Source organism: Gimesia chilikensis, assembly GCF_008329715.1.
Classification (GTDB): Bacteria; Planctomycetota; Planctomycetia; order Planctomycetales; family Planctomycetaceae; genus Gimesia; species Gimesia chilikensis.
The window spans coordinates 155405-175726 of the sequence record NZ_VTSR01000032.1; the positions used below are offsets into that span (position 1 = coordinate 155405).

The following is a 20322-nucleotide window of genomic DNA, read 5'->3' on the forward strand; positions in this document are numbered from 1 at the left end:
GAAGGTGTGTTGATGTTCCTCATGAGTCCATGTGTCAGAGCAGATTGTTGACGCGACGTGTGAGCGAGAGGTCGGGCTGCCTCAGTCAATATGAACATGAGGCAGCCCCGATTGCGAATTCTCGCATCGAGTGCTGTTACTTAGCACCGGGCGTTTTGGAGTGTGCATTCTGCGGGAAGTCGAAGGTTAATACAAGTGGCTCGTTGCCCGTGTTTTCGATTTCCACACCGCCGTTATTCAGGGCGGCCTGAGTGATGAACCCAATCTCGGGATAGAGCTCTCCGAGCTTCATATCCTGGTGATATCGCACTTTGAGCTTTCCAACACGGCCGCTTCCGCCATTCGTGTGGAACAGGGCGGGGCTCTCCGGGTGGAAATTCGTCTTGGCACCAGGCTCAAGAATGAGACGCAGGATGGAGCACTTCTGATCGCCGAGGAAATCGCCATACACAATCCATTTGGCGTCGACTCCGTCGCCTGCGAATTCTTCGGCGGTGATTGCCGGTCGTGAATTCTTCAGCACGAATTCCGGATCCTGATTCGCTGCGAAGTCGAACTTTTCAACCAGGTATTCCCAGTCTTCGTGCCGATCCTTGGGATAGTCTTCTTCCCGGCAGGCATAAAACGCGTCGGCTGCTCCGATACGTCCGTCAAGCGTCAGGTCCTCAGCCAGGAAGTGCTCATCCATTGTGACGTGCAGCTCGTGTGTGCAGAGATCCGTCGGCGAGTGCAGCACGCCGTTGGGCATCACGAAGCCGTTATCAATGTGCATCATCGTATGCGGGGACAGATGCCGAACCCCGTTATAATCGCCTTTGCCGAAACTCTTCATGCAGGCCAGAAACTGATCTTTCGTGATGAACGGATACAGTCCCATGGCTGTGGTGTGGTAATGGGAGGGGCAGACTCCCGGGTTGTCGTAAGAGTTGATGTCATAGACTTCCCACTTCGCCCAATGCAGATGGTGCGGAATCGGATTCAGGTTATCAAACTTCTTGGACACAATCGGCCAGGTCGGGTCGCCGTAGAGCGATTTCGAGAAGGCCGTGATCTTTTCACCCATAACCGCTTCTGGATTGGCGAGGATCAAATCCTGCAGCGAGATAACTTGTCCGTTCGGAGTGAGGACGTGCGATTCCCCTTCGCGAAACGGGGCCTTATTCGTGCGTGTATCGATGACGCCCGTTACGATGGGAACGGTGCAACACATCCAGATTTCATCGAGCCCCGTGCCGTTCATGTAGTCGGGGTAGTACGATTCCGCATCCAGGCGCAGGCGTTTCCCGGGCGTACAAAATGTCCGGCCAGCGTAACGGTGCAGTAATTGCAGTACCCCGTCGGAACTGTTAATGCAATCATCGAGAATCGCATCCGATCCTGAGCTGGTTCCGTCGATGACATCTTGTTGGGGGTACTCGTGCAGTTTATCCGCGAGAATTGACGTCGAGGCAGTCATGGGTAATACACCTTGTTTAGTCTTGAGAAGCGGGCTGGTCCCAAAGAAAGTTCTGGAGTGATAATAATGCGAAAAAGAGTTTCCGTCGCAATGCTGCTTATCATAATAAGAATGAGACGGGGGATCTAATCCCGCGTCCATAAAACCAGCAAACTCTTTTATAACTGATGGTTACAATTTGAAAACTGGAGGCGAAGCGTTTCCAGAATGAGAGTGGTAAACACCTGGAAACTAGTCATTTAAGAAAGCTCTATTTCTTGAACTGGACCTATTTAACGCTGAAAAGCCGCAAAAATCAAGGAGATCGCAAGTTGGCATAGTTGGGGGCGGTGTTTCTCCTGAGCTGGGCTTTTAAGGTGAAAATGATCTTCGTAAGTCCCCTTAAATGCGTCATTTGGTTTGATCCAGCTGGCGGGCTGGATGCATTGGGGAATTGATGAATCGGGCATCGTCGGACGATGAATAGGACATGATATCGGACGATTGATGATTCTCAGCATTTTCCTGCTAAAAGAATCAGACTAGTCCCGGAGGCAGTATTATTGTCTGTGCTTCCGTAGTCAATATAAAGCCAGATCCTCCGTAGAAAGGAGATACGCGGCAGGCGATGGCCTGCTTTTCGTTTAAGAAACATCAGTCTATTCGCAGGAGAGAGGACCGGCTCGTAAACAGGGTGACTTTTGAAACAAACCGAAGAGCGAAAGTCCGCACCAGACCTGGAGAAGCTCAGTTCTCGGGCAGCGCGATCTTTTTCCAGGTCCCATCAGTGGAGTACTCAAACGCCTGTTCCTCATCCAGTGAGACGAGATGCATCCAGTTGCCGCTTAGTAGATTCATTATATTTTGATGTTTGGAAATAATTTTTTCGATCAGGTATCTGGGAGCTGCAATTACTACATGTAACCGTATTGGTTTGTGGTCGAATCGTGATCCTGTCTGCAGCGATTGCCCAGGCGAGGCAGTCGTTATCGCGCTGTCCGTACCAGATAGAATTCCGATGTCAACCAGGACGTTCTGTAAGCTTTTCAAGCTGCTCCCAGTCTGGTGATTATCGACTGCGGATGCGTAAGATTGCATGTTCCTGCAGTGGGCGAAAATCATCGAGGCTGTCATGATATTCTCAAGCACGATCCCTTCTGGATCGTGACTGTGGTCATATCTGCACAATAACGTATTGGCTTCAAGATCATTTTCCCGGATGTATTGTTGTGAGGCAATGACGAAGGCCGGTTTCCCTGCCAGTTCCCACTCCAGACCTGCTTTTGACCATTCACCAACTGCTGGCGATAACTCAATCGTTGTGGGAGAATTCGACACAGGCATTCGCTCGGTGCGATCTGATTCTATCGCTGATGACTTACCTGTCGACTCTGATACGGTTTTTGTATTGTCTGTCTGAGCTGTGAGTTCACGCAGCAGCTGATCGCGAAATGCAATTTCGGAAGCGCGTAACAGCGTATATCGCAGAATCTCGTCAGCTTGCGCAGACGTTGATGATTTAAATGAAATCGGGTGTTGGCTGGGATATTCACTCCAGTCAATTTCGAATTTCTGAGCTCTTGAAAGTGCTGCATCGTATGCGAGTCTTATCGCCAGTAAGCCTGAGAGATCGTCACTCCCTGATTCACTTGCCTGGTATTTGATCCAGGCAGACCAGCTGTGAATCGAAAATGCCTGACACAGTAAGTACGTTTCCCAGAGCACTGGTGGAACATTCAGGCTTTTCAATGAAGAGATTATCGAGACCTCAGGCGTATGAGGAAGCTGGGAAATGTATCTACGCAAACCGGACAGTCCACGGAATTCGAGGTTTCGATCATAGACCGCTGCCGATCGCCAGGATTGATATAAAGTCAGCTCCTTCCAGGGGCTCGGCCAGATTGCATTTCCCTGATCATAATGCATTGCACAATACTTTGAGATTTCGTCATAGATCAATTCTGACCAGTTGGAATTCGTGTTTTCATCCAGCAGCTCAGACAGTGTGCGAACCGGTCTGTTGTGTTGCTGTATCATTTGGTCAGGAGCACGGTCCAGGTAGTCCACGTTGTCAGCCAGGCTTTGTAATCGTTCGGCTATTTTCTTCGCGGTGGGAATTTGATGCGCACCAACTGGAGTATGCTCCAGTTCCTCGATAGCAGACTGGATCTGTTCAATTCCGAATCGTCCGGAATGAAACTCTTCGGCATAGAATTCCAGAGGCATCAGGGTGTCATAGTCTGAAAAAATTCGTAAATACTTTCGAGCATTCAAGAATGATCGCTCACAGATTCCATGATATGGATTTTCAGCTACCTGATCATTGATAGACGTGACAGGTGAAATCACTCGTGACACCACTTGAAGTGCTGCGGTAACGTGCTCTATCAGGTGTACCTGTGCAGGAGAGTATCTATTCAGCAATGTGGGCAAAGGAAAATAGTTTGATTCAGATTTCTTTTGTGACATTGTGGCACTCTTTCCAGTAGCTTTGATTGATATCCGACTGCAAAAAATGATCTGGCAGGATTATTGGCAGGCAAGATTTTCTGAACGTTGTCCGAGCAGCACCTCATCAAAAAAAGGATTTGAAGACTGTTTAATGCAAACCATTGAGTTCGCTTGTTTTCTGGAAGCCAGTCTGTGAGCCCGGGGGAGAGCAGCATCAAATCATTTACAGCAGGCATTATGGTTTCTTTTGAAGCAACAGTAGAACCAACGACATGCGTATTATAATACACGAAATAAAATACGTCAATAATATTTCGTCATATGTTTGGATGATCTTGAGAGATTTTTCCGGGATGAACTGAGGAAGCTGCTGTTCATCGAGAAATTAGAAAATGAAGTTCCTGACTGTCAGGCGTCACTTGAAATTAAGCAAGATTCCACTACTTGCTCTTCAATCGTTTCTGCTCCCAGGAAGCAGGAGTGGACCATATTATGAGAGGCTAGAAAGGGAAGGTTGCCATAAGAGGAGCGCGGGGGCTGTGGGAAAAGAAAAACGGCTGCCCACTTTGGTGAGCAATCGTCAAGTGGAGGCGGGACGATCGCTGTTGCTGGGGAGATTCTGTATTCAAACAGAAACTTCAATCCACATTGTTGTCCCAGGATGGAAAGGTCATTTCAGATGGCGATGATCTCTGGTAATTCATATCAGAAACAACTGATCTTTTCCTCTGCGTATGATTTTGTGCGAAAATCTCTGAAATGGCGTGATCGCCAGCAGGTGGTAGAGAGTATTTTTAATGTGTTCGTTTTGTAAGGCTATAATGTGTATTGGGTTACGTTGATTTTGGTGTTTGAGGATGAGTCTGGATAACCGAGCTTTCGTGGATTAATTTGGGATGTTTTTCCGTCGGATCGGGCTCAAAACATCAGGAAAAAGGAAAAAAACTCGGGAGGGGTGTCACAACTCGGAGGGGGGCCTGTAAGGGAATTGTCTCAACGAGAGCAACCTCAACAACACCAACTTTTTTCTGGAGCCTGACATGACTTTCAACCTTCACACTAACCTGTTTCGTCAACTCTTCAACAATGTACTCTTCAAAGGTCTGATCTGCGGAATCGCTACTTTCAATGTTCTTTCCGGGCCGACTTTTGCTGTCGCAGCGAACCCGATTAACGATGCTGCCGAGTATAAAGAGTGGGGACTTGATTATCCCGGCAAGACTCCCTCCAAGGGGACCACAGCGGATTCTGAAAAACCGGTTGAACGCCCTGTGTCGCAGGCTCCTGTTTCTCAAGCTCCTGTAGCAAATCCTTCGGGGCTGATGGGGGGAACTGTCCCTCAGGATATTGCGGGCTCCTTTGAACAGGCTGCGGTTCACGTGATTGTGTTCTACGCTGACGGCAAACACATCATGATGCCCGGCTGGATTGTCGATACGGAACGTCGCATTATCCTGACGTTCGCTCTGATGAAAGATGCCACCCGGGTACATATTGCCTACCCCCAGGTGCCTTCTGATGACAAGGATTCGATGATCGGTTCTCCCGCTGTGATCCTGCAGTATGACACCAAGATGGATGTAGCTTATCTGCAGGCCAAAACCATGCCACAGGGACTCGCCCACCTGACCACTTCGAATGCACCACAGACACGTCCTGAACCTCAGCGTACTGTCAGTCACAAACCGACGGCACCAGTGCCTCCTGCACAGGGTGGTCAGCAGGGATCATTCAACGGTGGCGGATTTAACGGTGGTCATCTGCAGGGTAATGGAAACGGTGGATACACGCCTCCTCAGCAGCAGGCAAACCCGCTCGTCGGGAAATGGTACCTGCAGGATGTCGTGAATGGGACACAGATTCAGATCGCTGTCGCATTCGGTGCCCAGGGGCAGTTTGCCATGGAAGTGATGTCAGTCGATGCCTACGGTCAGCAGAATTATGATTCTGACAACGGTACCTACACCATTCAGGGAAACACGCTGACCGTGAACACCAGCGATGGACCAGAGCAATCCAGGTTCTGGTTTGAGAACGGCGTCCTGTATGTCCAGTTGATTGCCAACGGAACCACATTCGCTTTCCAGCAGGCATCATGAGTCGTGTTGAAGGAGGTTGATCGGGAAAAGCCCTCGTTCCTCAGGAACGGGGGCTTTTTTCCATTTCAGGCAAAGACTTTTTGCAAATAATCTGTGCGTGTTCTGTCACAATCCGCTTGCAGACCGGTATGGGAAGGCGTTGACATTTCACTCTTTAAGGAACACGACCATGAAATCTCTTTCCCGCAACCGAATCCCAGGACTTTCTGTCATTGTCTTCCTGGGATCTCTGACGATTCTGAATTCGTACTGTCACACCGCAGCAGCGGCTTCTTATCGTCAGAAAATTCACATGAAACACATACAGCTCTACGATGCGAACGGCTTCGGACAACCAATTGTCGCCCGATCTTTTCTCATGCCGGCTGACTGGCAGGTTGCCGGAGGAGTTCAGTGGAGCACGCACTACGATCCAAACCAGCCTGCCTATTTCGAGAGTTTTTCCGCGATGAGTCCTGATGGACGAGTCAGCTTTGACATGCTTCCTGCCTATTCCTGGATCTGGTTTACGGATCCTGGCATTCGTCAGATGATGATCCAGACCGGCAATGCCTCACGTCTGGCGTCACCGCTTGATGCAACAGGAGTTGTGCAGGAATACATTATCCCAAACTACCGACCGGGTGCTGTTATCGTTTCGGTAAAACCGCGTCCCGATCTTGCCAATGCACTTCGCCAGCAGTTGATTAAACTGGGCCTGGGGAGACTGGAAGCCAATGGATGCCGGGTGACGCTGGATTTTGTCGAAGCACAAATCGCGTACACTCAAAATGGAGTACGATACCTGGAGTCGGCAGTAGTCCAGTTATTCCGGTCCGACTTTCCTTCTACCGGCATGCAGTCCTTTACGGCTTCGAACCTGTTCCTCTTCAAGGCACCCGCAGCAGAATGGGAGGAAAATCAACTGATTTATGCGACCGCGATGCGTTCGATGCGACAGAATCCTGCCTGGCTCAAAGCAATCAACCAGTTCCAGAAAAATATGGCCCGTATTCGTCAGCAGGGGGCAGTGCGTCGTCAGCAGATTATGAACCAAATGTATGAAGAAATGCGAGAATCGCAGCAGGAATCCTGGGAATATCGGCAGGAGTCTATCGATCACGTCGCACGTGAGTTCAGCGAATCCATCCGTGAAGTCGAAACGTATCATGACCCGTCAACCGGTTATGATGTGGAACTTCCTCAGAACTATGATTATGCATTTTCGAATGGACTGGGTGAGTATATTATCACAAACGACCCGCTCTACAATCCGAGTCAGGATCAGTTTGGGGGCAACTGGCATCCGCTGCAGGCGGCTCCTTAGACTGTGTCCAGTATTATTGTCGTGTTTCCAGAGTCAGGTATGCGATTGTCACGACGATGCATCAGCAGTTGTGGCAGTCGCATGCTTTTTTCCTGAACTCAGCCGGAGTTCGAAGACCAGTCTGCCGGCAGTACATCGCGGATTCGATCCAACAGCTGTAACTGTGCCAGTTCATCCTCAAGTCGCTCCGGCGTTGTGACGTTAATCGCATCTGCGACTTCCGCCACAAGCAACTCTGCAAAGCGGACACGTGCCCGTCGTAACTGCTGGCGTGCCTGATCAGCGCGGACCGGTTTGCCGATTTCCTGGCTCAGCTGCTCGGCCAGTTCTTCGGAAGAGCAATCCGGATCATCGGTTCGCAATTTCAGGATACTGTAAGCGACGCTACCTTCATGATTCTGCTGATAGTTCTCGAGTTGCGACCAGGCAAGGCTCAAGACCTGATCTCTCCAACTCTCGGTCCAGGCGGCGTCCGTCTCATTGTTCGAGTCGTCGGCATTCAGGTCCAGGTCGTAATCGACAGTGCGGCGGACTTTTTGTTTGGACCACAGGTTACGCACCATATTGCGAACAGCTACTTTGAGCAGATCCCGGAACCGTCCTTTCTGTGGATCAGCACCTGCAAAATCGCCCTGGAGTAACCGGACCATGACATCCTGCGAAATCTCATCCGCCAGGTGCTCGTCACGAGTGATTGCGCGGACGTAGCGTCGGATGGCCGGCGAGTACCGCATGACCAGATACTGTCTTGCCTCGGCACCACCAGCGAGCGATTCACCGTGCGCCCTCTGGATGACGCTCCAGCGTGTCGGCTGTGCATCGAAACGGGATACAAATTCTTCAGGTTCCAGATCTGTCATCGCGAAATTCCGGGGGGCTGATTGTTGACTATGTCACGTTTGTGTTGTGGTTGAGGCTACTGCTGTTTCTGCTGCACGGGTTTCGGAGCGTCCAGTGTTGCGGGTGGGATTGTTGTCCGTCCTCTTTCCAGGGTGCGCAGCTTCAGTTGTTCCATTTCCGTTTCGAGTTGATGTTTCAAAGCGACCGATTTCCAGTAAGGTGACTCAGATGGGCTCTGGGTTGCTGTTTCCAGCTTCTCATAAATTTCAAGGCTTTCATTCAAAAACGCCACTGCCTGCTGCAGGGATTTGAGCCGTTCGGGAACGGTGGAATGCTGCCGATCACCTTCGGCGAGCAACTCGGCATAGGCTCTGAGTAAACCAGCCAGGATTGCCTGTTGTTGTCGGGAACCATCATTTCGAGCCAGTTCGATGGCCTGGCGCAGATGGTCAGCAGCCGCATCGTAACGAAAACGAAGTCGTTGTACGTCAGCCAGCAGTCCGTGAGAACGCTGGAATTGTTCCCGGAATTCTTTCGGGTTGGAGAGGAACAGCTTTTCTGAAAACTGCTGGTGTATCTGAGCCGTTTGCAGGGCGGCATCCAGATCGGGGACGGCAATCTCTAATGCCAGTCTTTGTTCCAGAAACTTCAATAGCGACAGGGTGATTACAGGACTTTCCGGAATTTCATTGGCGAGGCTTTGCTGTTGTTCGATCGCCTGTTCCAGTAGTTGATCTGCTTTTTTCTGCTGGTTTTCGGTGTCGAGTACCTGCGCCAGGCGGGATCGGGTTTGGGCCTGCTGCCAGACAACGTGTAAGTCCTGTTGAGCTGGTTCTTCGAAATACGAAATCGCATCTTCGAGATGTTCGCTGACGAGCCCCAAGCTGTTTGCAAAGGTTCCTGGTTGCGACGTTTCAACCAGATCTGCCATCAGCAGGGAAAGTTGGGCCTGTAGTTCAGCGAGGGCAGGATCATCACCGGATTTTTTGAGTTCGCCGCATTGCGTCATCAGTTTCTGGCAACGATCGAGGCAATCCTGACTGGCAAGCTGTTTTCGATCGAGCAGGACGGTCAACCAGCCTGCTTTCAGGATCAGAAGCCGGGCATTTTGATCGGGTTGTGGAATTCCTGCCAGCAGTTCAGAGGCCTTGTGAACTTCTTCCTGCGCGACACTGTTCTCACCAAGTTGCTGATTTAATTGCGCCAGCCGAATTAATATTTCGGCGCGTGGTTGTCTGAGACTGACAGCATCGGCCCCTGCATGCTGCTCCAGGTCTTCATACAATTGCAGTGTGTTACGATAGCTTTCAACAGCCTGCTGCAGCCGCACATCGGTGGCAAAGAATGGATCGGATTGAATTTCGGCGATTCTCAGGTAGGCTTGCGCTATATATTCGGCGAGCGTCCGGTCGGCAGCCACGTCCTGTTCCAGCCGTTGGAGATGCTCGAGTGTTTTCGACACCAGCTCTTCCTGCTGCCTGCTGCCACCCCGCAGGCGTGCGATCTGAGGAATATGTTCATTCACGAGCCAGCGACCGAGTTCCTGGCTTCCCTCGAACAGTCGTTCGGAGCGGTTTAAGGCAACCTCCAGCCGTTCAACGTGAAATGTTACTCCGAGGACTGCCGCAACCAGAGTGAGGACCGAAACGGTTGCCAGGACGGTGTAGACTGGATGGCGACGCGCCAATTTCCAGCTTTTTTCCCAGAAGGGCGTGCGACGTGCCTCAACGGGACGATGATCGAGAAACCGCCGAATATCTTCGGCGAGATCGGCGGCAGATTGATAGCGCTTCTGCGGTTTTTTCTCGAGACATTTCAGGCAAATGGTTTCCAGATCCACGGGGACCCGTGGCTGTAATTTGCGCGGGCTGATTGGCTCCTCGGTCAAGACCAGCATGATGGTCTGCATCAGGTCGGGGGTCTGAAAGGGGGGGCGTCCGGTCAGAAGTTCGTAGAGGATTGCGCCAATGGCATAGACATCGGTGGCAGGTGAAAACTGCTTGACGACACCGCTGGCCTGTTCTGGCGCCATGTAGCTGGGCGTGCCGATGATTTCACCGGTTTGTGTTTTGTGTTCGTCACCCGCGTGCAGACGTTTGGCCAGACCGAAGTCCATGACTTTGATGTGCCCGTCCTTTGCCTGCATGACGTTGGAGGGTTTCAGATCGCGGTGGAGTATTCCGGCCTGATGACAGGCTTCGATCGCTTCGGAGATCGCGAGAATCGACTTTGCCGACTCGGTGGGGGAAGGCAACTGGGCCCTTAATGCCTCGGACAACGTCACGCCTTCGACGTACTCCATCGCCAGGTAAGGTAGACCCTTTGACTCTCCGGCTTCATAGATGTGACAGACACCAGGATGAGTTACTGCTGCGACCGCCCTCGATTCTTCTCGAAAACGCGAAAGCAATGACGGAGAAGTTGTGCCCGCCGCAGCAACAACCTTGAGCGCGACAAGCCTTTCGAGGTCCAGGTGTTGTGCGAGATAGACACAACCCATACCTCCCTGACCGAGAATTGAAATCAGGCGGAAGCCCGGTATCTCAGGTAGTGGTGCGGCCGAGGCCATTCTCTGCGGGGTGGGATGCTGATTTGCAACTGTGCCCAGGAAAGTGGTTTGAGCATGTAAATCCCTCTCGTCTCGATTTTCTGAATTCAGCTTTATCCTCCTCCAAAAAAGGATTTCGCAAAGGTTCAATCAGACGACCAAACCTTTGCGAAATGTTCACCGTTGGATTTACGGGAAGCGGACTAATTCCCTGAAGCGTTCAATAAATTTTCAATCTCTTTTTTGAACCCGATTCTGTTCTGGTGCATATAGCCACAAATCATCCAGAGCTGAGCGGGGGTCAGTGTGTCTGACGGCGTGGTCATGTTCATGAATACCATATCGAACTTTTCGGGCATACTGAAATAACCCAGACCGGTTCGTTCATTCTTCGTGGCAACCGCTTTAATGACCGCGGGAGGCAGGGAACCTTCCTCAACCCCAGCGACGACCGTGTATGCCAGGATGCCGAAGACCAGTTCGCCATGGAAATGACCCAATTCGCGCAGTTCGAATGTGATCTTGGAAGTCTCTCCATCCATCTCCCAGAGCAGCTGGTAGAATTTCTTTCCATTATCCAGAGTCTGCTCACGCAGAAAGACATTATCTGACATCTTCTCCAGGTTCGTTTTTAATTTTGCTAATGCCTTCTCTCGTGCTTCCTCTGCCGCCTTATCTTTTTCTTGAGCGAAGGCTGCTCCGTTGGCCATGACAACAAACATCAGGGAAAAAGCCAGCAGTGATCGAATCATTACGTGCAAGTTCATTTTAGTTTCCAATCTGTAAATTCTTGAGCAGGTTGAGTAAAATTCAGCAGTAAGTTGACTAAGAATCATCGTGAAACAAAGCGCTGTTTCAGCGCGATTCGTTGACGGGCACGACAGCCACGACAAGCTCCTTTACGACTCCGTTTTCGTACTGTACGGCCAGACCGAGATCGCGATACAACTGGTGATACTCGTTGACGTCGAACAAATGTGCGAGTTCCACATCCCAGTCATCACCGAATTGTTTTCTGATGTCGGCACTGGGCATGCCCAGGGAGACCTTGATCGACTCTCCGCCGAGTCCCGGGCGACGTACTGTGATGGCAGGGGCTGCTTTTCCGTCGAGGATCACAGCCAGTACTTCACGTGTTGCCAGCACGGTAATGCCCAGGTCTGTGTACTTGTAGTACTTCAGATTCGTCCCTTCGACGACGGGGATTTCGACATCAGCCGGTCCCAGATCGTCTATGAGTTGTTTGAGGCTCTGGCTGAGACCGATCACTTTTCCATCGGCGAGTTTGACAGCCGTCACCGGACGCCAGTCCTTGATTCCGGGCTTACGAAACTCGGACTTTGCTTTCGGCTTGACCCCGGCGGCTTTTGCCAGAACGACGTAATCGTCGTAAGCGATCGGCCACCAGGAACTGGCAGCAGTCATGCCGTTCAAATATTCCTCGAACAGCTTGAGAGCCGTCTCTTGTTTCTCTCTTTCCGTATTGGCGGTGAGAGTTCGTGCCTGGTTGAAACGCAAAGCGGATTCCATCGCTTTAACGGCTTCTCCGTTGCCACGCACCGTTTTGGCTTTGGCCAGTAACTGTAAGGTGGAAGTCATCATTTCCGGACTGAAACCGCGTGCCGATCCGGAGTTGATCAAAATGGAAGCATGGACCAGAGGGTCGAGCGTCTTCGCCAGCTGTTCGTCCTTGAGGGCTGTAAAGACTTCATCAAACCAGCGTTCCGCCTGTCCAACATCTTTTCCACCGGGATGAATCAGGTAAGCGACAGCCAGGTTGGCTTTGACCATCAGAAAAGGGTCTTTCAGTTGTAACCTTTCCTTGAGCCGTAAAGCTTCGCGGAAAGCACCGACCGCTTCAAACCACAATTTTTCATCTACGCCACGCACGGCGGGTTCCAGTGAATCGGGACGTCGATAGAAACCACCGACAACAAGATGACCTACGTCAAAGTTTCGCAAGTCTTTCTCGTCCAGGCCATCGCAATACTGCATCAATAATGCATAACCAAGATTGGCCCAGGCCTCGTAGCATTCCGGGAAGTCCTCTGTGACGTTTCGGAAACAGATTTCTGCGTGTGGATAATGCTGATTCTGCAGAAACATCACACCGGTCTGAAATGAACTGAGTGATTGCCACATGGCTTTTGTCCGTTCATCGTCAAACAGATATCCGGCACGGTCTTCCCAGGAGGGGTGATTCAGTTTTAACCCTTCAAAACGGCAGTACGGTGGACCGCTGCCACGCCATCCATTGAGATCGCTGACAAGTCCGCGACGGGTATAACCGGCTTTGAATGCCAGTTGCATCCCGAACAGGTCCGCTTCAAGTTCCTTCTCGCGATCTGTGGCGAGTCGGATCATCTGCAGATCGTTCCCGAACTTCTGAAAAAAATCAATCTTCTTGTGGCTGTGACGGTAGTAGAGGTGTCCCAGTTCGTGGCCGATCGTGAATGCCAGTGTTTCTTCATCAAATTTGGCAATCTTTTCGATGGTATCGACTGTCACTTCGATGAAGGGGACCTCAACGCCGTCCTCGGTTCGAAATCCCGCGAATGCATTGGCAAATCCAGGATCGATGACAGTAACTTTGGGAGGCCAGACTTTCCAGCCTTCTGGCTGTTCCATGACGGCCAGTAATCGCTTGGTCACCCGATCCACAACTTCACGGTGCTTATCAGTGATCTCCCCGAACGATCGTTCGGGGAGCGTTCCGAGGAACATGCCCAGGAACAGCATATAGAACAGTGTCTTTCTTAGATTAACCATTGTCTTACCTTTTCTTGAAAGTTGCCCGTTGCGTTAGTCCGCAAGACGCGACTGTGAGAAGAGATTCAGATTAATCGAAGAAGTTTCTTCGCTATCGACACCGGGAGTGTTTCTCGCCGACTGGGAAGCAGGCAGACTGATCTGACCTTGATTCCCGGCTTTGGTGGTATCGAAAGAAAAATTCAACGAACCAGATTTGGGTGTAGACGCCGCGGACAACGAGGTCCGTCCGAGTTGACCGATCGACCCGCTTTGGCTGAGCACGGCGTTGCGATTGTCTGAGAAACTGTTTCGGCTGAGGGATCCAGCTGCCATCTGAGCAGCGGAATCTTGACGGGCAAAGGCAGGGGCTCCCTGCGTTTTAGCAAGAGTTCCGGCAGTGGAAGCCTGGGAGACTTTCAGACCTGAAACAGAATCTTTGATTCGTGAAGGGGCATCCGGGAATGTGATTTCCTGGGCAGTAACCTGGTTCAGGGAAAAGTAGACCAGGTTTCCGGCGATGCATGCAGACAGAACAGAAATTTTCATCTTTTTCATAGTAATCTCCTGTTGGGTTGCTCATGTTCTCCAGCTGTGGAACAGTATTGCGTGTTAATGAAGTTTACATTTCGCAAAACAGCAGGTGCCAGACAGGAAAATGAACATTCGAGTCTGCACCAGTGCACTGTCCCATACAGCGGACTATTCGACTTGTGACAGGTGATTTGCAAAAAAGTTATGAAAAATAACAAAACACGGGGAAACAGATTCCATCTCGACTGGATTGTCTGCGTACCTGTGTCTGCTTGAGAACTTACCTCCTGATATTAGTTCTTGCGTTTATAAGAATTGTGGTTCGATGGGTGCTGGAGGCGTATCAAAACCCCAAAGAACGCAACCGCTGCCTACACAGCGAGGGGGTGATACTTGCGTTCATTATGCTATTGCTATTCTTTGTCGTCAAGATGCTATCGTCCAATTGCACAGCAGGAATTCTTTTGGCTCTGGAATCATTCCTGACTGAGTAAACTCTCCAGGGCGATCAATGAAATGATTCCGGGTTGTCGTTCCAGGATGGGGGAGCTCCTGGTTATAAGCTGCTTAACCGGGTATTCCTGTGAGCTCTCTCAGCATCCGTTTTCTGCCAGGCATGTTTCGCTGAAAACAATAACTGGATCGTGGTGCGACATTCTGTCGGACCAGGCAACTTGACTTCTGTTCAAACCAGGGGGATAATCGGAAATCATCAGCTCGGCTTATCACAGTTTGACGGTTGCGGAGTCTTTAGAACGATGGGACACCTGCCAGAGATTCAGTCACTGGGAGTCTAGATAGTGCCTGCACCCCAAAAATATGCTTCCATGGGGGGAGGGGGGCTTGCTCTCCTGTTCTTGCTTTGTGCCTGGTTTGCTGGTTCCAGATGGGGACTGCCAACCGAACATCTACAGGCACAACAACCGGATCAGCCGCTTGTGGCACCACGGCCTGCGATCCTTTCTGATACCAGTTCAGCCAGGCAAAGGCGTCAGCTGCTGACGAAGATGGAAGCGGTCTGGCTGGAAGGGAACCTGACGGAAGCGATCGCGCTGGCTGAAAAGCTTTTTAGGCTCGAACAGAAAATCTTTGGTTCCGAGTCGGACGAGGCGGCGTGGCGACTTCGCGATCTTGCCAAATATTCGCTGGAAAACAACCAGGTTGATGCCGCATTACGGTACGCAACTCAGTCGTCGGAAATCATTGATCGCTTACATCAGACCGAGTCCTGGAAAACTGAGGACGCCCTGCGTTTTCAACAGACTCTGGTTGCAATCTCCGACCTGCCGCTCACAAAACGCATGAAGTTTCTGAATGCAGAACGGGACTTCTTAAATGGTTTGCTGGAGAATGACTATCGTGCCGCATTGGAGGCGAATCTTCTGCGGGCCGGCGTGCTGCTGGAACTGCTGGGAGATCGCCATCTCAGTGTGATCGAAGCTTTGCTGAGAAGCCAGGAGCTGTTGGTTGTCATGAACGACCCGAGTTCCTCAATCACACAAATTCAGCGGCTCGATCAACTGATACCACAGGTCACGAAGACTCCGCATCCCGTGCATGCGTACTTACATAAGGTCTGGGCCGACCAGGCACTGCATGGTGGGGCTACGGATCTTGCTGACGAACACTTCCGCAAATCCGTAAAATTCTACGAGCAGTCGAAAGTGGATTTCCTGCCGGATTATGCAATCACACTTAACAATTTCGGTTTGTTTCTGATACGAACCGGCCGGTTTGACGAAGCCCATCATGTTCTAAAGAAAGCCTGCAGTCTTTTGAGAAATCGCGTCGGGCTTATCAATTCCCAGACGCAACTGCTGGAGTACAACCTGATCAGTCTCGAACAATATCTCAGTCAGCAGGCGTTGCCTGAGCATAACTGGGATACTGCAGAGCGCTATCTCGAGAACAGCCTTGCTACTTTGAAACAGATTGAATCCGATACCGGAAAGAGCCAGTACCAGATACGGGACGTTGAGTGGGACCTGAAGGTTTTGCGGCGGTGTCGAACGATGAATCAAGCTTCATTACAGGAAATGGACCGTTGCCTGGCTCTGAAATCACAGATTGATACGAACACAATCCCGGGTGACGAAGCCGCAGCGCTGGCACTGAGTCGTGAGTATCGTGATCTGGTTCAGAAGTTGTTCGGGGCGAATACTCCGTCAACGGTACGTGCTGATTTTCAGGTCGCAAAACAGACGAATGATCGCGATGCCAAACTCACGCTCTACAGATCACTTCTCGAGCCAATGCGCGCGGTGGTGGGAGATGACCATCCGGCGTACGCAGAACTTCTCATCGAAATTGCCGACTGGACTGAGCCGGCTTCTGAACAGACACTGAAACAGGCAGAGACCGCTACCGGGATTTACGAGCAAAATTCCTGGCACCAGACCCCGGAATATGCTCGTGCCCTGCGAATCGTTGGTCGGATTCGAAATACACTGCGCCGGGATGACGCCATCGAGTCACTGCTCAAAGCCGAAGGTGTCTTGAAAGAACAGCGTCTCACCAGTGGTATCGATTATCTTATCACGTTAAACGAGCTTCTGTTCTATTACCGCAATCACGATCAGCTGATCGAAGCGATTCCTTATTGTCAAACTGCAGAAGAGTTGGCGCGGCAGCTGCTGAAAGTCGATCGAGGTCTTGCCGCCCAAACCTGTAACCAGGTTGCGACGATCTACGAAACTCTGGGACGGACCGATGAGGCGCTTCAGAACTATTTGCGAGCAGTGAATATTTTCGATGAACTTGCAGGTCCGCCAAGCCGCGCCCAACTGATCACATTGAAGAACGTCGCGGGACTTTATCGCAGGCAGCGGCAATACGTGTCCGCGGAAGACTTCTTTCGGCGATTTCTGAAAATGGTCGAAACACCCGGTTTGTACGATAGGGGATTACAGGTCGATGCTGTATTGGGTCTCACCTCCATGTACCAGGAACAGGAACGATACCAGGAAGCACGCAGCCTGCTCGGCCAGTTGGATCAGTCTCTACAGCAGGATGAAAAAATCTCGACGCTCTGGTGTAATATTCGACTGGCACAGATCTCGCTTGAGCAGTCAGACGAAAAATCAGACAAAGCTGTTGCGCTGTTTGAGGAATTATGGAATGTGCTCGCAACAGGTACCTTTCCACCGCAATCAGAGTCGACGTTGCAGAAGGATCAGTCCCCCCAATCGACGCTGGAACGTCCGCAAATTTACAGGGAACGGGAGTGGTTGAGATTTCTCCAGCAAGTGAAGGGGATTAGCGGTCAGTTTTCGGATCCGGCGCCTTACCTGCATGTGCTGAAAGTCATAAGGGATCACGCCCGGGAATGGGATCAAAATGAACCGTGGCATCTGGCCGACGCGGAGAATGAATTACGTGAGGCACGAAAATATGCGGACCTGTCTCCCGAAGCTCGTCTGAGATTGAAAGAGGCAGAGGAGTGGGAGTCAAAGGCCCTGGATCAGTCCGGCAGCGAAGCAACGGCAGATCGGCTTTCGCTGCTGGAAAAAGTGCTGGCGACTCAGACTGAGATTCTGGGACGCAAACACCGGGCTGTCGCGACCACCTGTCTGGAGTTCGCCCAGCTCCAGAGAAAATCCGGACGGATCAGCGGCGCGATGGACTCTTATCGTGAGGCAGTCCGGATTCGATCCGAACTGCTGGGCGATCGACATGCGGAGACTGCGGAAGCCAAATCGGAGGCTGCACTCGGTGCAATGGCAGCCGGAGATGTTCAACAGGCGCAGCGATGGTTGTCCGAGGCGATCAAAACTCAAACGGAAATTCTGGGGGAGAACGCCCCGGCTCTGGCAGAGAGCTATCATCGGCTGGTGAAGTATTACATTTATCAGGGACAGCATGCCGAAGCGCTGGAACTGGCGCAATCCACCTGTCAACGATATGAAGCCGTGTTCGGTAAGATGAGTCTGAAGAATGCCGAGGCCCTGAAGACACTTTCTTCCGTTTATTCAGCTCTCGGAAATGACATGCAGGCCATTTATCCTTTGCTGGAATCCATGGAGATTGTGAGTGGCCTGGACGTTGATTCGCGTGCAGAAACGGAGTTCACCCTGGCTGCTGGCTGGCAACTTCTGCAGTTTCCACTCTCGCATGCGCTCCTGCAGGAAGTTGTCGATGAATTTGTGGCGAAACTGAAGATGACAGATCCCGATTCAAAGGACTATGCGAATGCACTTGAACTTCGAGGGATGTTGAGTTTTAACCAGAAAAAGTATGAGGAAGCTGAGACATACTTTCAGCAATCACTCCAGATCTACAGGAAGTTTTTCGAAAATCCCAATCATCCACAGATATCAGAGCTCCTGAATAATCTTGGAGCGGTCGCCCTGAATCGGGGAAAACTGGAGCAGGCAGAGCAGTATCTGGAGCAGGCTTTCAGCTCCAGATTGGAGAACACTGTCACGGGGAACGAAATCCAGTTTCTGATTTTCTACAATCTCGCGGAAGTGAAGGCGCGCCTGGGGAAATCCGCTACCGCTCTGAAATATCTGACACGCTGTTTTGAAATCGATGAACGTTCTCTCATGACAAATCTGCTGCTCAGACCGGAAGCAGCACTGACCAAGCTCTTGAATAACCGGTTTAATCTCTATTCACTGCTCGTGACTCTGCAACTCTCGGGGCAGCTGCCCGAGGATTCCGTTTCAGACGTGTTTTCCCGTATTCTGGGACGCAAGGGACTGGCATTGGACATCGCCTGCCAGATGAATGCGGCTCAGAACGCATTGATTCACGATGCCGGCACCGCCAGTAAACTCCAGGAAATCCAGCAGCTGCGGATCTGGCTGGCAGAGTCCAGCGTGACCGGAGAGGAGTTCGAGAAGCAGCAGGTTTCCAATGACGGCGAGAAATTTGTACCGAACCGTCAGACCAAAGCTGTGCTCCGAATTCAGGAACTGCAGGAACAGGTTGCCCTCGCAATCCGGGAGGCCGGTCTGCAACTGCAATTGACGGGCGTCGATGTCGAAGAGATTCGCGGGAGACTGGCTCCTGACAGTGCGTTAATCGAGTTTGTTGTCAGCGGCCTGATCGATCTGAAAAACCCGACTTCGCGCGCAGGGGACGACCCGCATCTACTTGCTTTTTATCTGCCATCCGATGCAAAGCGGGCCTGCCGTCTCGTCGATCTGGGGCGAATCAGGGATATCAACGATCAGATTGAAAAACTTCGGGGGCATATCGAACGCGTTCCCCGTTCGCTCCGTTTCATGTCGGAAGACGAATTGGAGTCTCAATATCAGGAATTGAGTTCCCAGCTCTATCGCAGCCTGCTGCAGCCTTTTGATGAAGAACTGTCGAAACTCGACCACCTCGTGATCGCCCCGGATGGACAACTTCATTTTATTCCGTTTGCTGCGCTGACACGTGCGAATGGTCACTATCTGGTTGAGGACCTGGCCATCAGCTATGTCTCTTCCGGGCGGGATCTGCTCCGTGAGAAAGCAACGCCCGGCCGTGGTACTCTGGTGCTCGCCGACCCGGATTATGATGCGACCCGCGAACAGCGGATCTCGCAGGCGAAAACACTCGGCATTGATTTGTCGGATCATCAGAAATTTGCGTTGCGAGGTGCCGACCAGACGGAACTGAGATCGCTCCGCTGGAGGCCTTTACCGGGAGCTCGGAAAGAAGCCGCGTCTGTTCAGACTCACCTGGATGGTTCCATTTACGCTCCCGTGCAGGTCTTTTACGGAGGGGACGCAGCTGAAGACGTCTTTAAAACGGTGGTCTCTCCCCGGATTGTCCACATCGCGACTCATGGATTTTATCTCCCACTGGAATATGCCGGAGCGTATAACGAGAGTCGGTCGGTTCAGAGATCGTCCGGTTCGGCTCTGGGAAGGTTGCGATATGTCGACAATCCGCTGTTGCGATCCGGGCTTGTGCTCGCGGGAGCCAATCAGCTGGCAACGAGCAGCGAGAAGCGAGGCGTCAATCTTGAGGACGGCTGGCTGACTGCCCAGGAAATCTCATCGATGGATTTTCGTAATACGGAACTGGTTGTGCTGAGTGCTTGCGAAAGCGGTCTGGGAGATTCTGAACTGGGGAATGGGGTGCGGGGATTACAGCGGGCGTTTATCGTGGCTGGAGCGCATAGCCTGTTGACGAGTATGTTCGAAGTCCCAGACAAAGAGACGCGCGAACTGATGGATTCGTTTTATGAAAAATTCGTTCAATCAGGCGATCAGGTCAAATCCATGCAAGCGGCCCAGCAAAAACTCATTTTGCAGCGAAGGGAGGAAAGTGATGCCGCCCACCCCTTCTTCTGGGCAAGTTTCTTTATCGTGGGACAGCCAGAAAAAACTCCCGCCGGCAAGTAATTCTGAGAAGTTGAGATCAG

10 protein-coding genes are annotated in these 20322 nt (G+C 51.4%); 3 read left to right on the top strand and 7 right to left on the bottom strand.

What is annotated here, in order from left to right; translation table 11 throughout:
- Nucleotides 1–136: 136 nt before the first annotated feature.
- Both FYZ48_RS25470 and FYZ48_RS25475 read right to left on the bottom strand, forming a co-directional pair.
- The gene (locus FYZ48_RS25470) at nucleotides 137–1456 is read right to left on the bottom strand and encodes a hypothetical protein (RefSeq protein WP_149345348.1); all 1320 of its coding nucleotides are present in this window, start codon (nucleotides 1454–1456) and stop codon (nucleotides 137–139) included.
- A gap of 726 nt (nucleotides 1457–2182) precedes the next feature.
- Nucleotides 2183–3904, bottom strand: a complete 1722-nt coding sequence (locus FYZ48_RS25475) for a putative inorganic carbon transporter subunit DabA (protein ID WP_149345349.1) — start codon at nucleotides 3902–3904, stop codon at nucleotides 2183–2185.
- 1022 nt (nucleotides 3905–4926) lie between these two features.
- Here FYZ48_RS25475 and FYZ48_RS25480 point away from each other — a divergent pair.
- Together FYZ48_RS25480 and FYZ48_RS25485 are read left to right on the top strand one after the other, a co-directional pair.
- On the top strand, nucleotides 4927–5985 hold the full coding sequence (locus tag FYZ48_RS25480; protein ID WP_149345350.1) for a lipocalin-like domain-containing protein: 1059 nt from the start codon (nucleotides 4927–4929) through the stop codon (nucleotides 5983–5985).
- Nucleotides 5986–6154: 169 nt separating this feature from the next.
- Nucleotides 6155–7291, top strand: coding sequence for a hypothetical protein (locus FYZ48_RS25485; RefSeq protein WP_149345351.1), 1137 nt, complete (start codon nucleotides 6155–6157; stop codon nucleotides 7289–7291).
- Between the two features lie 98 nt (nucleotides 7292–7389).
- On the opposite strand, the gene FYZ48_RS25490 is transcribed toward FYZ48_RS25485, so the two are convergent.
- The 5 genes from FYZ48_RS25490 to FYZ48_RS25510 all read right to left on the bottom strand — a co-directional run bounded on the left by FYZ48_RS25490 (nucleotide 7390) and on the right by FYZ48_RS25510 (nucleotide 13985).
- A complete protein-coding gene (locus FYZ48_RS25490; RefSeq protein ID WP_149345352.1) occupies nucleotides 7390–8151 on the bottom strand; it encodes an RNA polymerase sigma factor in 762 nt (253 codons plus the stop codon).
- 56 nt (nucleotides 8152–8207) lie between these two features.
- The gene (locus tag FYZ48_RS25495; protein ID WP_149345353.1) at nucleotides 8208–10700 is read right to left on the bottom strand and encodes a serine/threonine-protein kinase; all 2493 of its coding nucleotides are present in this window, start codon (nucleotides 10698–10700) and stop codon (nucleotides 8208–8210) included.
- 182 nt (nucleotides 10701–10882) lie between these two features.
- Complete coding sequence (locus FYZ48_RS25500; RefSeq protein ID WP_149345354.1) at nucleotides 10883–11446, bottom strand: hypothetical protein; 564 nt, start codon at nucleotides 11444–11446, stop codon at nucleotides 10883–10885.
- A gap of 88 nt (nucleotides 11447–11534) precedes the next feature.
- Nucleotides 11535–13448 carry a M48 family metalloprotease gene (locus tag FYZ48_RS25505; RefSeq protein ID WP_149345355.1) on the bottom strand — a complete coding sequence of 638 codons (1914 nt, stop codon included), beginning with the start codon at nucleotides 13446–13448 and terminating at the stop codon, nucleotides 11535–11537.
- Nucleotides 13449–13481: 33 nt separating this feature from the next.
- Entirely contained in the window at nucleotides 13482–13985 is a 504-nt protein-coding gene (locus FYZ48_RS25510; protein WP_149345356.1) for a hypothetical protein, read from the bottom strand.
- Between the two features lie 776 nt (nucleotides 13986–14761).
- Between FYZ48_RS25510 and FYZ48_RS25515 the strand changes: the two genes are divergently transcribed.
- The gene (locus FYZ48_RS25515) at nucleotides 14762–20302 is read left to right on the top strand and encodes a CHAT domain-containing protein (RefSeq protein ID WP_149345357.1); all 5541 of its coding nucleotides are present in this window, start codon (nucleotides 14762–14764) and stop codon (nucleotides 20300–20302) included.
- The last annotated feature ends 20 nt before the right edge of the window (nucleotides 20303–20322 follow it).

Coding starts and splice junctions, on each gene's coding strand:
- FYZ48_RS25470 (WP_149345348.1), bottom strand. CDS start 1,456: ATGACTGCCTCGACGTCAATTCTCGCGGATAAACTGCACGAGTACCCC.
- FYZ48_RS25475 (WP_149345349.1), bottom strand. CDS start 3,904: ATGTCACAAAAGAAATCTGAATCAAACTATTTTCCTTTGCCCACATTG.
- FYZ48_RS25480 (WP_149345350.1), top strand. CDS start 4,927: ATGACTTTCAACCTTCACACTAACCTGTTTCGTCAACTCTTCAACAAT.
- FYZ48_RS25485 (WP_149345351.1), top strand. CDS start 6,155: ATGAAATCTCTTTCCCGCAACCGAATCCCAGGACTTTCTGTCATTGTC.
- FYZ48_RS25490 (WP_149345352.1), bottom strand. CDS start 8,151: ATGACAGATCTGGAACCTGAAGAATTTGTATCCCGTTTCGATGCACAG.
- FYZ48_RS25495 (WP_149345353.1), bottom strand. CDS start 10,700: ATGGCCTCGGCCGCACCACTACCTGAGATACCGGGCTTCCGCCTGATT.
- FYZ48_RS25500 (WP_149345354.1), bottom strand. CDS start 11,446: ATGAACTTGCACGTAATGATTCGATCACTGCTGGCTTTTTCCCTGATG.
- FYZ48_RS25505 (WP_149345355.1), bottom strand. CDS start 13,448: ATGGTTAATCTAAGAAAGACACTGTTCTATATGCTGTTCCTGGGCATG.
- FYZ48_RS25510 (WP_149345356.1), bottom strand. CDS start 13,985: ATGAAAAAGATGAAAATTTCTGTTCTGTCTGCATGCATCGCCGGAAAC.